The organism is Pannus brasiliensis CCIBt3594 (genome assembly GCF_036688125.1).
GTDB classification, from domain to species: domain Bacteria; phylum Cyanobacteriota; class Cyanobacteriia; order Cyanobacteriales; family Microcystaceae; genus Pannus; species Pannus brasiliensis.
In genome coordinates this window covers 103,965-117,023 of sequence record NZ_JBAFSM010000006.1, presented here as the reverse complement: position 1 = coordinate 117,023, position 13,059 = coordinate 103,965, and the positions used below count along the sequence as shown (strand labels likewise).

The window sequence follows — 13,059 nt, the reverse complement described above, 5'->3', positions numbered from 1 at the left end:
GAGAGTCGCGCCCCTACCGGTTTATTTTTAAGCGGCGGCGGGTAATTGACCGGTCAGTTTCATTTCCATTCCCGTCTCGATAAAGAGTTGGGCGATGTCCCGTTCCATTAAGCGATCCTGGCAGAGTAACGCGAGACAACGCTTCGCGAATTCGTCGTCTTTTTGAATTTTCTGCATTAAAAACGCCTTCACACTGTCCCGATTAATCGCCTGGGGAATGTAGAGACGGTTGACATCCTCGAAGGCCCGATCGAGATATAAACTGATCTCTTGCACCTCGTCCTCGTAGACGACCTCTTTACTCATCCACTCCCAATCGACTCGCTGAATCCAGAGTTTTTCGCCGGTGTAAATCGAGTTGATATTGATCGTCATATCGTCCGTTACCCACCAGTAAGTATCGGGATCGTCGTAGATACTACCGTGTAAATTGTTGAGTAAAGTGACGTGATTTCCCGAAAAGGTGCGGATATTCACGTTCGCGTTGGCGGTCGTCCGATACGCTAATTTTAGTCGTAGGTAAAGCCCTTCTTTCTCGTATTTATTTTTACGGGGGAGAATATGGTGGAAACTAATCGCCGCGCCCGCCTCGTAGATCTCGATTAAGCCGGAACCGTAATCGATATGCCAGTTATCGCCGTAAATCTTCGCGTCTGTCGCCCATGCGGTACCGCTCTGCCCTAGAATATCGGATTCTTCCGCGTGATAGGGGCGTGGCATGACGGTTTTCTGGACGCGGGGAAAAAATTCTCTCTGTAACTCCATCCGGAACCTCACTCCTGCTCGATAGGTCTGGGCTGATTCGATTGCTTAATATATTGTTACGTTTAGCCGTGAGTGTCAAGCCTTCCAGCGCGTCCGATTCACCGGAAAACTAGACTTTCTTCCCTCGGAGGGACACGGGATCGACTATCCCTTGCGTCCTTCCGCTTTGATCAGGAGGGATTCGGCGAAGGCGAGGGCGGCCGAGGCGGAATGCCCCCCGGCGAGTTGGGCGAGTTCTTCCCGTCGGGTTTGGCGGTTGTCGAGGCAGGTGACGCGGACGACGGTACGGATCTCGGCGAGGCCGGATTGAAGAGCGTCCCCGTCGATCGCTATCTCCTCGATCATCTGTTTATCGACACGGAAATGGCGATCGGCCATCGCGGCGACGAGGGGTTGATGGGTGACGCAGAGGACTTGATACTGTTGACTTAGCTGGTGCAGTTTCTCGGCGATCGCCCCGGCGACTTTTCCCGACACTCCCACGTCGATCTCGTCGAAAATCAAGGTTCCCGATCGCTGTTTGGCCTTGGAGAAACAGGCTTGTAGGGCGAGGAGAAAGCGACTCATCTCGCCACCGGACGCGGTAGCCGAAAGCGGCTGGATTTTCTCGCCGGGGTTGGGACTAAAGTAAAATTCCACCCGATCGCTCCCCGTGGAACTGGGAACCGCCGGGGAGATCCGACAGACGAAAATGACTTTTTCCATCGCTAGGGGTTTTAATTCTCCCACCAGTTGCTGTTCTAGTTGCCCTGCCGCCTCCTGCCGTAATCGCGTTAATTCTCCCGCCGCCTCCCGATAGCTTCTCTCGGCATTCTGACAGGCTTTTTCCAGTTCCTCGATCGATTGTCCCCCTCCCGTCAACTCCGCGAGTTCCTGCTGGAGTTTTTCATAATATTGGATAACTTCCCCTAAATTCGACCCGTATTTCCTGCAAAGGCGTTTTAATAAAACGATTCTCTCCTGTATCTCTTCCAATCTCTCCGGATCGGCTTCTAAACTATCCCCGTAAGCGTTGATCTCGTGGCTAACCTCTACCACCTGATTGAAGGCCGATCGCAACATCTCTAAAATCGACTCTAGCTCCTTATCATAGGTGGTCATATTTGTCAAGAGATTCTCCGCTTCGCCGAGGAGATCGGCTACCGCGGGGCGATCGTTATCGTTCTGGTAGAGTAGTTGATAGACCTGGTAACTCGATTTCTGCAAGTCCACGACGTGGGACAGACGCGCCCTTTCCCCTTCGAGTTGTTCGATTTCCTCCGGGTCGGATAGATTCGCCGATTCCAGTTCTTTTAGTTGATATTCTATTAAATCTAATCTTTGTAAGCGATTCTGTTCCGATTGGCGGCGGTTCTGTAATATTTTCTCGTTCTCTTTCCAGACCGTGTATTCGGAAGCTACTTTCGATCGTTGGTTCTGAACCGTCTCGCCACCGTAGAGGTCGAGTAATTCCCGCTGTCGGGTTTCGTCCATTAACTGCACCGTTTGCCCCTGCGCGGTGATCTCTACCAGCAATTCGCGTAATTCCGCCAATTGTTGCCGATTAGCTATCACACCGTTAATCCTAGAACGCGAGCGGGAGGAAGTCCCCGAAACCGTAAGATCTCGGCTAACCACCACGGTATTCTCTTCTAAAAAGTCGATATCCTGACTTTCTAGCCACTGCCGAACTTCGGGGGACGCGTGAAAAGTCGCCTCGATAATCGCCTGACGGGTTCCCTGACGGATCACGCGAGTAGTAACTTTCCCACCGAGAACAATGTCGATCGCGTCCAGGATAATCGATTTTCCCGCGCCCGTTTCCCCCGTCAACACGTTCAATCCGGCGCCGAAGGATAATTCCAATCGATCGATCAGGGTAAAATTAGTGATTTGCAGGGAGGACAGCATGGAGAAAGGGGGATGGGGGGATGGGGGGATGGGGAGAAGCCCTATATCATTATAGACTTAGGGCATAATTCCCGTTTTATCGTCAGAAAGAATAGAATTGTAGAATTTATCGAATCAAGGTAGATCTTTTCTTTCTTTTCCACGCGGAAAATATACGCTGTTTCTTCCTCCTGCCTCCTGCCTCCTTAACGATTGTCCCCGAAACGGTAGCCCTTGCCGTAGACGGTTTGAATTAAGGGAATTTCGCCATCCGCTTCTATTTTCCGTCTTAAAAGCCGGATTAACGCGGGAACCACGTTACTATTCGGTTTTTCTTCCCCCGGCCACAATTGCTGATAGATTTGTTCGTGGGTGATAAGCTGTCCCGGCCGTGTCATCAGGAGGGTTAATAATTGTACTTCCTTATCCGATAGATTAATCGCCCGTCCCTGCCGGTAAGCGACCTGATTCTCGCTATCGAGTTCGAGATCGGCGATTTTAAGCCGATTGCTACTACTCGCTTCAAAATTCGGCGAACGGCGCAGTAAAGCGCGCACTCTCGCCAGTAATTCCCGCAATTGAAAGGGTTTTACTAGGTAATCATCCGCGCCCGCGTCCAGCCCCGAAACTCGATCGTCTAGGGTGTCCTTAGCCGTAAGAAAAAGAACGGGAGTCATATCGCCCCGATCGCGCAAAAATTGACAGATTTCCAAGCCCGATCGATAGGGTAACATCCAATCGAGAATTAATAAATCGTACTCGTTCTCGCGGGCTTTTTCCAGTCCCGATCGCCCGTTATCGGCGATATCGACCCGATAACCCTCTCTAGAAAGAATTTCCTCCAGAGGTTCCGTTAATTCTCTTTCATCATCGACCAAAAGAATTTTCATACAGCAGGAGTCAGGAGTCAGGAGTCAGGAGTCAGGAGTCAGGAGTCAGGAGTCAGGAGTAAAAAAGCTTTATAGTATCGCTTTAAGCATTAGAATCATACCTTTTTTCACCGAACAAGACTATCGGCGAAAAAGTTAACCATTTTCCTCGGGATCGATGCCCATCTCGCGCAATCTTCGCGCTAGTCGTTCCGCGCGTTGTTGTTCCCTCGCGATCCGTTCACTAGCCCATAAGAGCATATTCCCCTCGCTATCCCACCAACGTAACCAGTACGCGGTGATCTCTTGTCGTTTTCCGTGCCAGATTCCTAGAGAGAGATTCAGGGGGGGAAGAAAATAACGTCCGTCGCGATCCGGGGTTAGGAGTTCGTAGCGATCGCCCTGTAAAGATCGTACCTCTAAAATGGCGCGGGCGGGATCGAAAATTACATAATAAGGTACTTGTAGAATTCGTTCGTAAAACCAAAATTTTCCATAGGGATAAACGGGACGAGTCGAATATTCTCCACAATCACTATCGGAAAGAAATTCCATGACGATCTGTATATCCCCTTCCCCGCGCGGGGTGTAACTCCGTCGGATCTCGTTGTCCGGTGTGGGTTCGGCATCCGGGACGTAAAACCAATCGGGGGCTTTGACGACGGTTTTTCCATCAAGATTCGCGCAGATAGCCATATCGATCGCTACCAAGATCGCGGGAGTTAATAAACCCGCGAGATCGAGCGCTTCATTGAGGGCGAACGCGAGTAAAGGTTGTAAGATACTTTCCACGGGTTCTTCGGGTAAGATGTAATCTTCGGGAAGTTTTTCCCAGATCACTTTCGGCTGTTTTCGGGGGGTATCGATCGAGGTCATGATCGGTAGGGTAGGTAAAATTCTTGAACGGGAAGGGGAAAATTCTAGAGTCGGGACTCTGGATTCAGGAATCCTAGAAAAAATACCGCTGTAATTTACAATGCAGATCGAGGTCTTTGGTGGTTTATCTTCTCTCAGTATATCTCGGCATCGGCGATAATTTCTGTCTCCTGAACTCCCGCTTCTACCCAGGCTTGTAAATTATGGAGATTGTAAATCGTATCCGCGTATTCTTGTTCGATCGCTCCCAATTTCACCCCGTAGGTGACGAATCGTAACACGACCGGCGCGAACATGGCATCGGCGATCGAGAAATTCCCGAACAGAAAATCACCATCCTGCCCGTATTCCGTCCGACAATCGCGCCAGATTTCCGAAATCCGTTGAATATCCTTTTCTACTTCCGGTGTCATTCCTTGTCCGGGGTGACGCGCGCGACAGTTCATCGGCATATTCTGACGGAGGGCGAAAAATCCCCCGTGCATCTCGTGGGAGACCGATCGCGCGATCGCCCGAATCTTACCATCCTCCGGCCACAACCCCGGCTCGAACTGTTCGGCGATATATTCACAGATCGCTAGAGATTCCCAGATAACGAGATTATTATGTAGTAAAACGGGGACTTTTCCCGATGGCGAGTATTTTAGAATTTCCTCCCGGCTATTCTCGGCATAGAGGGGAATACGGATTTCTTGAAAATCTAACTCGGCCTGTTTCATCGCCAACCACGGACGCAACGACCAAGAGGAATAGTTTTTATTACCGATAACGAGGGTTAGTTCACTCATGATGGGGGATGAAAAGTTCTCTCTCTTTATGATAGTTTGAACAACCGGGTGATATTCGACTGAATACGATGACTTTACCGAAAACAGCGCGCGCGTCCACGAATTTACTGGACGAGATACGGCAACGCCTCGAATCTGGCGAGGTCGTCATTTTACCGACCGATGTTACTTATATTTTCGTCGCTCACGCCTTTAAACCGCGGGCGATCGCCGAGATCCACGAGTTAAAACGCTGGAATCCTCCCCAACCGCTCGTTTTACTCACCGATCGCCGAAAAGCCGGGGAGTTCGCCGAGATAAGTCCCGCTTGCGGGAAATTAATCGATCGCTTTCCCTACCCGATCACGCTGATCGTTCCCTCGAAAAATAAACTGCCGGAAAGCGTCACCGCGGGCTATAAAACCCTATTTATCGCCTGTCCAGACCCGTTTATACACGATATCGTCGAAAATTGTCCTTTCCCGATCGTCGCGACTCCCGCGGGTTTCGGGGCCGATTATAAAGCCCGTAGCTACCCATCCGCGGTACAGTTGTTCGGCGATCGGGTATCCTCGATCGTGGACGGGGGAAAATGCAAGTACGAGATGCGGGCGACACTGATCGACTGTAGTTTACCGATTCCGACTATTATGAATTTCGGGGCGGTTTCCGTCGATGATCTGCGTCCGATCGTCCCCGATATCGAACTCCCCTCCCATCTGCGAAAATAATCATGCTGACGATCGCACTGCCCAAAGGCGCGTTACTCACCGATACGATTAAACTCTTCCAGAATATCGGCCTGGATTTTAGCGCCTTTCTCGACTCCAAAAACCGCCAGTTACAGATTACCGATCCCACCGGACGAGCGAAAGCGCTGTTAGTCCGGGCGACGGATGTGCCGGTTTATGTCGAGTACGGGCAGGCACAGCTAGGGATCGCGGGGTATGACGTTTTGCTGGAAAAATCGCCGGATGTCGCCAATTTAGTCGATCTAAAGTTCGGTTACTGTCGGATGTCGGTGGCGGTTCCCGCGGACAGTCCCTACAAGAGTCCGGTGGATATTCCCCATCACGGCAAAGTCGCCTCGAAATTCGTCAACTGCGCGAAAGATTATTTCCGGCGCCTGGATATTCCGGTGGAAATTATTCCCCTGTACGGTTCGGTGGAATTGGGGCCGATTACCGGGATGTCCGAGGCGATCGTCGATCTGGTTTCCACCGGTCGCACCCTGCGCGAGAATGGATTAGTCGAGATCGATGAATTATTCGCCAGTACCGCGAGATTGATCGCCCATCCCCTCAGTTACCGACTCGATCGAGATAATATTTCCGATTGGGTAGAGAAGTTACGCGACGCGATCGCGGTCGTTCCTAGCGCGTGAATTCGAGAAGCTTTGTTATCATAAATGGGAGGATCATTTTCTCCCGTAACTCGCTATGGTACAAACTCCCACGACGATTAGTGATGAAGAATTACTTCAGATCAGTAGTCAGAACCCGGAATTACGCTTTGAACGCGACGCGGACGGAACGTTAGTAACTATGCCCCCAGTTGGAAGTATTTCTGCTAATAAAGAAGTAAAAGCCATTACCCGTTTAGGTGTATGGGTGGAAAACAACGATTTAGGAGAAGTGTTTAGTTCTAGTGGGGGTTTTAAACTCGCGAATAGCGCGGTACGCTCTCCCGATGCCGCTTTCGTGTCTAAGGAACGCTTACCCGAAGGATGGAAAGAAAAAGAAGATGAGTTTTTAAATCTCGCGCCGGATTTCGTGATCGAGATCCGTTCTAAAACCGATAGTTTAACCAAGTTGAAACAGAAAATGGAGGAGTATCGGGAGAATGGTGTTAAATTAGGTTGGTTGATCGATCGAATCAATAAACAGGCTTTTGTCTATCGTCAGGACGGTTCGATCGTGCAATATCCCGCGACGGCTACTTTAAGCGGTGAAGATGTGGTTCCGGGTTTCACCTTAGCGTTAGAAGTTCTGTTATAAACCCCGCGCGAACGAAAATACAGATTGTCGATCGCCACTCGGGGAAATTTTGCCGGGTAAAATGGGAATCATAAAAACGTGGTCTCGAACTTTTCCCGATTATGCGATCGATCGCCTTCCTCCTCTCCCTCCTCCTGCTAACCGGCTGTAATGCCCTCAACGCGGGGCCGGATCGTCCCGCACCTCTACCCCAAGAGAAATCGATTCAAGTGTATTTTAATCACGATCGATCGCGCGGGGATGACTACACCGATCCCTATCGAAAAATCTCTCGATCGGGCGATAATTTAGAAGCGATTATTCTGGAAAATATTAACTCGGCGAGGAGATCGATCGATGTCGCGGTTCAAGAATTACGCTTACCCGAAATCGCTACCGCTCTCGTCAAACGCCATCGCGAGGGAATTAAAGTTCGGGTGATCTTGGAAAATAGTTATAATCGATCGATCGCGAGCCTGAAAGATCGAAGCGACAAAATGAGCGATCGAGAACAGGAACGCTTACAGAATTTATTCGATCTAGTAGATAGTAATCGAGACGGTAAGTTAAGTCCCGAGGAGATCGATACAAGAGACGCGATCGCGATCTTGCAAAAGGGAGGGGTTCCCGTGATTGACGATACCGCCGATCGATCGAGAGGAAGCGGTTTAATGCACCATAAATTCACCATCATCGATGATGATATTACCCTCGTCAGTTCCGCGAACTATACCCTTAGCGATATTCACGGCGACTTTTCCAACCCGAAAACCGTGGGCAACGCCAATCATTTATTAGTCATTAAAAATCCCCAACTCGCCCGCGCTTTTCAACGGGAATTCGATATCATGTGGGGAACGGACGGCGAGCCGAAATTCGGTACCGACAAACCCTATCGAAAACCGCAAACCATCACGATCGATAACAGTACAGTTACCGTTAAATTCTCCCCGAACGCGGAAAGTTACCCGTGGAATATCAGCACGAACGGAGCGATCGGCGATACCCTAAGTACCGCGACAAAATCCGTCGATCTCGCTCTCTTCGTTTTCACCGAACAAAAACTAGCGGATATTCTGGAAAATCGACACGACAAAGGCGTGAAAATTCGAGTCCTGATCGATCCCGGTTTCGCCTTCCGCGACTATAGCGAGGGATTGGACTTACTCGGAGTCGCGTACCCGAAAAAATGTCGCTACGAGAAAGATAATAATCCCTGGAAAAATCCGATCGATACGGTGGGAGTCCCGCGATTGGAAGCGGGGGATAAATTACATCACAAATTCGGGCTGATCGATAATCGGATCGTCATTACCGGCTCTCACAATTGGTCGAGAGCGGCGAACTCGAAAAACGACGAAACCCTACTAATCATCGAGAATCCGACGATCGCCGCCCATTTTAGCCGGGAATTTCAAAATCTCTACCGCACCGCGTCGCTAGGGCTTCCCGACACGATTAAAGAGAAAATCGAGGCCGAGACCAAACGCTGTCGCTAGAGCGCGTTGTTTACATGAAGAAACATTACAATTATTCGCCCGATAGACAATCCTGTGTATTTAGCGAAAAACGATCGATACAAACCGTCAATCCCGGACTTTCCCCCGCGCTCGCGAGAAAGATTGTTCGGCCAAAACAGACGAGTGTAGGTCACAATAGAATACAGGACGAAGTAAACAAAATTTTGATTTAGCGACATCGGTACAAATCATCGACTGATATCGTCCCGAAGGATCGATCGCCCCGGCCTCGTTCCATCGGGATGTCGTATCTCTAGAGGAGTGAGTGATGAAGTGCGCGATGAGGAGAGAATTATGGGGGAATTGAACACAGCCGAATTATTGGTAAAATGTCTAGAAAATGAGGGAGTAGAGTATATTTTCGGGCTACCCGGTGAAGAAAACCTGCATATCCTCGAAGCCTTGAAGGATTCCTCGATCCGGTTCATCACCACGCGTCACGAACAGGGAGCGGCCTTCATGGCCGACGTGTACGGGCGCCTGACCGGGAAAGCCGGGGTCTGTCTCTCCACCCTCGGGCCGGGAGCGACCAACCTGATGACCGGGGTAGCCGACGCGAACCTTGATGGCGCGCCCCTGGTGGCGATCACGGGACAGGTGGGAACCGATCGAATGCACATCGAATCCCATCAATATCTCGATCTCGTGGCCATGTTCGCCCCGGTGACGAAATGGAACAAACAGATCGTCCGTCCCGGCATCACTCCGGAAGTGGTCCGCAAAGCCTTTAAAACCGCGCAGAGCGAGAAACCGGGGGCCGTACACATCGACCTCCCGGAAAACATCGCCGCCATGCCCGTCACCGGCACACCCCTTCCCCTCGATAGCAAGGAAAAAGTCTACGCCTCCTATCGCACCCTGAATATGGCGGCCGCGATCATTTCTAAGGCGAAAAATCCGCTGATTCTGGCGGGAAACGGGGCGATCCGGGCGAACGCCAGCGAAGCCCTGACGGAATTCGCCACCACGTTAAATATCCCCGTCGCCAATACTTTTATGGGGAAAGGCGCGATTCCCTACACCCATCCCCTGGCGCTGTGGGCCGTGGGACTGCAACAGCGAGATCTGATCAGTTGCGCTTTCGAGCGTAGTGACCTGATTATCGCGGTCGGCTACGATTTAGTGGAATATTCGCCGAAAAAATGGAATCCGGAGGGGAAACTGCCGATTATCCATATCGGGATGACCCACGCCGAGGTAGACAGCAGTTACACGCCGCTAGTCGAGGTCGTGGGCGATATCACCGATTCCCTGCTCGATATCCTCAAGCGGGCCGATCGACAGAACAAACCCACCCCCATCACCGCGGGACTGAAAACGGAAATCCGCGCCGATTACGAGTTCTACGCCAACGATACGGAATTTCCCATCAAGCCGCAAAAACTGATCTACGATCTACGGCAGGTCATGGGGCCGGAAGATATCGTTATTTCCGACGTGGGAGCGCATAAAATGTGGATGGCGCGCCATTATCACTGCGATCGACCGAATACCTGCCTGATTTCCAACGGTTTCGCCGCGATGGGTATCGCGATTCCGGGCGCGATCGCCGCCAAGCTCGTCCATCCAGAAAAAAGGATCGTCGCCGTCACCGGGGACGGTGGTTTCATGATGAACTGTCAGGAGTTGGAAACGGCTTTACGGGTCGGGACTCCTTTCGTGACGGTGATCTTTAACGATAACGGCTACGGACTGATCGAGTGGAAACAGATCAATCAATTCGGTTCGGCCTCGTTTATCAAGTTTACCAATCCCGATTTCGTCAAGTTCGCGGAAAGTATGGGACTCAAGGGCTATCGTGTCGAGTCCGCCGCGGATCTGATCCCGACGTTGGAAGACGCTTTTCAACAGAAAGTCCCCTCGGTGATCGATGTACCCGTCGATTACGGGGAAAATCTCCGCCTTTCCAAGAAGTCCGGGGACTTGAGTTGTCAGATCTGGGAATAGTAGGTTCCTAGAATGTAGAGAGTCAGGGAAAACGTTATCGGTTTTCCCTTTTTTTTCTAGATCTTCTATGATGAATATATGGAATTTGAGTGGGATCGATCGAAGGCGAGTAGGAATTTCCAAAAACACGGAGTTAGTTTTGAAGAGGCTAGAACCGTTTTTGACGATACCTTGGCTGGCATTTTCGACGATCCGATCCACTCGATCGAGGAGCGACGGGAAATTATTATCGGTTATTCCCGTCAAAATCGGTTACTTTTAATTAGTTTTACGGAACGCCCCAACGCTATCCGAATCATCAGCGCCCGTCCGGCCACGAGAAAGGAACGAGAGAACTATGAACGAAATATACAATAACTCGATCGATCCCGACTTCGAGGATGAACTCTTACCCGAATACGATTTTGATTATCAAAAAATGAAACCGAATCGTTTTGCCGTTCCTAGTAATCAAGAGATGTCTAAAAAAATGATAATTTATAGTTTTGTTTGTTCAAATAAAACCTACAATGAATGTATCGAACGCAGTCTTTTTGGAAATAACAACGCATGGCCAGAACAAGTCAGAAAAGGCGATTATTGTATTCTTTACAATTCTAGCAAACACAAGATCCTGTATCTTTGGAAAGCTGTTTGTGACGGTCGGAAAGACATTGAAAAAAATGCTTGGAATGGAAATTATCCCTATCAAGTAAGAGTTCAAAAGTGTACTGAAGAAATATACGACATCTCTTTAGATGATTTGGATACTCAAGCTAGAAAACAAGTTACTCAAGGTGAAAAACCCATAGAAGGAAAAGATGCAGAAGCTCTCTTAAACTTATTATTTAAAAATGAAAAGAAACAGTTAGAAACATTGCTCGATCTGGAGAAAATAAAAGATGAAGATAAACCGTTAGAACTGTTTCTCGATCCAGAAAATTTAAAGATAGAAAAAGACTATCGACAAGAATATCCAGCTACTTTTCGGTGTCGAGATGGTCATTATGTTCGCTCGAAGGCAGAAAAAATTATTGATGATTATTTTACAGAATACAAACTATTTCATATGTACGAACCACATATAGTAAATCTTCCAGAAAGAGATAGATTAATTCCAGATTTTAAGGTTTATAACAAGGATCACAAAGAAATTTATATTGAATATTGGGGGATGCTTGACAAGCCCAATTATTATCAAAGAATGAAACGCAAACAGGAAATATATAAAAAGCACAACTTGCGTTGTATTGATTTGTATGATAGAGACATTGAAAATATAGACTTCAACTTGTCAGAAAAACTAAAAAAATTTAAAGTTCTATAATTTCCGCTCAAGAATAATTGAGCGTCGAGATCGGTTTTTAGGATGGCGAGGGTGTTTTTGTCCATAGAATGCCCGTTTGCCGGATGCGATCGGCGAAAAAACAGCGATCGAGTTGAATGATATCCACGTCCCTCTCTAAATAGGTCGAGAGTTCACTGATCGCCGTAAAGTACCCTTCCATATCGATCTGTTCGACCGCGAGATCCACATCGGAATCGTCGTGAAATCGGTAGGGACGGGTGACGGAACCGAAGAGATAAGCCGTTTCGATGCCGTATTCGTCCGAGAACTCATCGAGCCATTGTTTGGCGCGCTCTAGCAGGAATTGACGCTCTCGCTCCCGTCGCTCGCGTCGATCGGCGATAATTTCATCGAGATCGCTAGTGGAAAAAGAACTCATGGCGCGGGGGGCAGAATTCGGACAATTTTTAGTATGGCGCGAGATCGGTACGTCCGACCACTCGATCGACCGTTCCGGCGGATTTCCCGATCCCGTTTTCCGTCCATCGCTTTAACCGCGCCGATTTTCCTTCTACCGTCGGAAAGCGGGGTGAACGGTTACGGGATCGATCGAGCGCCTTCCCGACGAGAGCGACGGAGGTTAGAAGCGATCGCCCCCGGCGAATGTTACAGTTCTTGACAAAACCGCCGGCGATCGGGGTGGCGAGTGATAGGATTCCGTAAAACCCCTTTTCTTTACTTGTAGAGAGAACAAAACCCTATGACAGAACTTTCCGGAAAACCCCCTAAGTTCGGTGGTAGCACGGGCGGCTTACTCTCCAAAGCCGATCTCGAAGAAAAATACGCCATTACCTGGACCAGCACCAAAGAGCAAGTCTTTGAAATGCCTACCGGTGGCGCGGCGATCATGAACGAAGGGGATAATCTCCTGTATTTGGCTCGCAAAGAACAATGTATCGCTCTCGGCGGTCAATTACGGACGAAATTTAAACCCAGAATCGAAAATTACAAGATTTACCGCATCTACCCCAACGGGGAGATCGAGTATCTCCATCCCGCCGATGGAGTCTTCCCCGAAAAAGTGAACGCGGGTCGCGAGTATTTCGGTAAGAAAGACAGAAGCATCGGCCAAAACCCCGAACCTGCCACGATTAAATTCACTGGCAAGGCTACCTACGAGGTATAACTAAAAAAGGTCGGCGC

15 protein-coding genes are annotated in these 13,059 nt (G+C 49.4%); 9 read left to right on the top strand and 6 right to left on the bottom strand.

The genetic code is table 11. The features are described 5' to 3' along the window. Positions 1-27: 27 nt before the first annotated feature. The 5 genes from V0288_RS05055 to V0288_RS05035 form a co-directional block, all read right to left on the bottom strand. Positions 28-765: a hypothetical protein gene (locus tag V0288_RS05055; RefSeq protein WP_332863941.1), complete on the bottom strand. Its 738-nt coding sequence runs from the start codon at positions 763-765 to the stop codon at positions 28-30. Positions 766-909: 144 nt separating this feature from the next. Continuing rightward, positions 910-2,655: a DNA repair protein RecN gene (gene recN, locus V0288_RS05050; RefSeq protein ID WP_332863940.1), complete on the bottom strand. Its 1,746-nt coding sequence runs from the start codon at positions 2,653-2,655 to the stop codon at positions 910-912. A 185-nt stretch (positions 2,656-2,840) separates the two neighbouring features. Beyond that, a complete protein-coding gene (gene rppA / locus V0288_RS05045) occupies positions 2,841-3,524 on the bottom strand; it encodes a two-component system response regulator RppA (RefSeq protein WP_332863939.1) in 684 nt (227 codons plus the stop codon). Positions 3,525-3,659: 135 nt separating this feature from the next. Further along, positions 3,660-4,379 carry a Uma2 family endonuclease gene (locus V0288_RS05040; RefSeq protein ID WP_332863938.1) on the bottom strand — a complete coding sequence of 240 codons (720 nt, stop codon included), beginning with the start codon at positions 4,377-4,379 and terminating at the stop codon, positions 3,660-3,662. A 134-nt stretch (positions 4,380-4,513) separates the two neighbouring features. Continuing rightward, positions 4,514-5,167 (bottom strand): glutathione S-transferase family protein, encoded by a 654-nt coding sequence (locus V0288_RS05035; protein ID WP_332863937.1) that lies wholly within the window; start codon positions 5,165-5,167, stop codon positions 4,514-4,516. 68 nt (positions 5,168-5,235) lie between these two features. Here V0288_RS05035 and V0288_RS05030 point away from each other — a divergent pair, with 68 nt between their 5' ends. The 7 genes from V0288_RS05030 to V0288_RS05000 all read left to right on the top strand — a co-directional run bounded on the left by V0288_RS05030 (position 5,236) and on the right by V0288_RS05000 (position 11,895). Then, positions 5,236-5,877: an L-threonylcarbamoyladenylate synthase gene (locus V0288_RS05030; protein WP_332863936.1), complete on the top strand. Its 642-nt coding sequence runs from the start codon at positions 5,236-5,238 to the stop codon at positions 5,875-5,877. A 2-nt stretch (positions 5,878-5,879) separates the two neighbouring features. Further along, complete coding sequence (gene hisG / locus V0288_RS05025; protein WP_332863935.1) at positions 5,880-6,530, top strand: ATP phosphoribosyltransferase; 651 nt, start codon at positions 5,880-5,882, stop codon at positions 6,528-6,530. A gap of 55 nt (positions 6,531-6,585) precedes the next feature. Continuing rightward, positions 6,586-7,143 carry a Uma2 family endonuclease gene (locus V0288_RS05020; RefSeq protein ID WP_332863934.1) on the top strand — a complete coding sequence of 186 codons (558 nt, stop codon included), beginning with the start codon at positions 6,586-6,588 and terminating at the stop codon, positions 7,141-7,143. 101 nt (positions 7,144-7,244) lie between these two features. After that, on the top strand, positions 7,245-8,621 hold the full coding sequence (locus V0288_RS05015) for a phospholipase D-like domain-containing protein (protein ID WP_332863933.1): 1,377 nt from the start codon (positions 7,245-7,247) through the stop codon (positions 8,619-8,621). A 315-nt stretch (positions 8,622-8,936) separates the two neighbouring features. Continuing rightward, a complete protein-coding gene (locus tag V0288_RS05010; RefSeq protein ID WP_332863932.1) occupies positions 8,937-10,589 on the top strand; it encodes an acetolactate synthase large subunit in 1,653 nt (550 codons plus the stop codon). 78 nt (positions 10,590-10,667) lie between these two features. Continuing rightward, positions 10,668-10,946 (top strand): BrnT family toxin, encoded by a 279-nt coding sequence (locus V0288_RS05005; protein ID WP_216403159.1) that lies wholly within the window; start codon positions 10,668-10,670, stop codon positions 10,944-10,946. Beyond that, positions 10,927-11,895 carry a hypothetical protein gene (locus tag V0288_RS05000; RefSeq protein ID WP_332863931.1) on the top strand — a complete coding sequence of 323 codons (969 nt, stop codon included), beginning with the start codon at positions 10,927-10,929 and terminating at the stop codon, positions 11,893-11,895. Before V0288_RS05005 ends, V0288_RS05000 begins: the two co-directional genes overlap by 20 nt. Positions 11,896-11,932: 37 nt before the next feature. Here the strand turns inward: V0288_RS05000 and V0288_RS04995 are convergent, their stop codons facing one another. Then, positions 11,933-12,295, bottom strand: coding sequence for a nucleotidyltransferase family protein (locus V0288_RS04995; protein ID WP_332863930.1), 363 nt, complete (start codon positions 12,293-12,295; stop codon positions 11,933-11,935). A gap of 33 nt (positions 12,296-12,328) precedes the next feature. On the opposite strand from V0288_RS04995, the gene V0288_RS04990 reads away from it, so the two are divergent. Next, positions 12,329-12,535 (top strand): hypothetical protein, encoded by a 207-nt coding sequence (locus V0288_RS04990; RefSeq protein WP_332863929.1) that lies wholly within the window; start codon positions 12,329-12,331, stop codon positions 12,533-12,535. A gap of 81 nt (positions 12,536-12,616) precedes the next feature. After that, complete coding sequence (gene psaD / locus V0288_RS04985) at positions 12,617-13,042, top strand: photosystem I reaction center subunit II PsaD (RefSeq protein ID WP_332863928.1); 426 nt, start codon at positions 12,617-12,619, stop codon at positions 13,040-13,042. Positions 13,043-13,059 lie beyond the last annotated feature (17 nt).

Excerpts from the sequence above, each read along its gene's own strand:
- V0288_RS04995 (WP_332863930.1), bottom strand. The coding sequence starts at position 12,295 with ATGAGTTCTTTTTCCACTAGCGATCTCGATGAAATTATCGCCGATCGA.
- V0288_RS05005 (WP_216403159.1), top strand. The coding sequence starts at position 10,668 with ATGGAATTTGAGTGGGATCGATCGAAGGCGAGTAGGAATTTCCAAAAA.
- V0288_RS05040 (WP_332863938.1), bottom strand. The coding sequence starts at position 4,379 with ATGACCTCGATCGATACCCCCCGAAAACAGCCGAAAGTGATCTGGGAA.
- V0288_RS05010 (WP_332863932.1), top strand. The coding sequence starts at position 8,937 with ATGGGGGAATTGAACACAGCCGAATTATTGGTAAAATGTCTAGAAAAT.
- V0288_RS05030 (WP_332863936.1), top strand. The coding sequence starts at position 5,236 with ATGACTTTACCGAAAACAGCGCGCGCGTCCACGAATTTACTGGACGAG.
- V0288_RS05015 (WP_332863933.1), top strand. The coding sequence starts at position 7,245 with ATGCGATCGATCGCCTTCCTCCTCTCCCTCCTCCTGCTAACCGGCTGT.
- rppA (WP_332863939.1), bottom strand. The coding sequence starts at position 3,524 with ATGAAAATTCTTTTGGTCGATGATGAAAGAGAATTAACGGAACCTCTG.
- V0288_RS05000 (WP_332863931.1), top strand. The coding sequence starts at position 10,927 with ATGAACGAAATATACAATAACTCGATCGATCCCGACTTCGAGGATGAA.
- recN (WP_332863940.1), bottom strand. The coding sequence starts at position 2,655 with ATGCTGTCCTCCCTGCAAATCACTAATTTTACCCTGATCGATCGATTG.
- V0288_RS05020 (WP_332863934.1), top strand. The coding sequence starts at position 6,586 with ATGGTACAAACTCCCACGACGATTAGTGATGAAGAATTACTTCAGATC.
- V0288_RS04990 (WP_332863929.1), top strand. The coding sequence starts at position 12,329 with ATGGCGCGAGATCGGTACGTCCGACCACTCGATCGACCGTTCCGGCGG.
- V0288_RS05035 (WP_332863937.1), bottom strand. The coding sequence starts at position 5,167 with ATGAGTGAACTAACCCTCGTTATCGGTAATAAAAACTATTCCTCTTGG.
- hisG (WP_332863935.1), top strand. The coding sequence starts at position 5,880 with ATGCTGACGATCGCACTGCCCAAAGGCGCGTTACTCACCGATACGATT.
- V0288_RS05055 (WP_332863941.1), bottom strand. The coding sequence starts at position 765 with ATGGAGTTACAGAGAGAATTTTTTCCCCGCGTCCAGAAAACCGTCATG.
- psaD (WP_332863928.1), top strand. The coding sequence starts at position 12,617 with ATGACAGAACTTTCCGGAAAACCCCCTAAGTTCGGTGGTAGCACGGGC.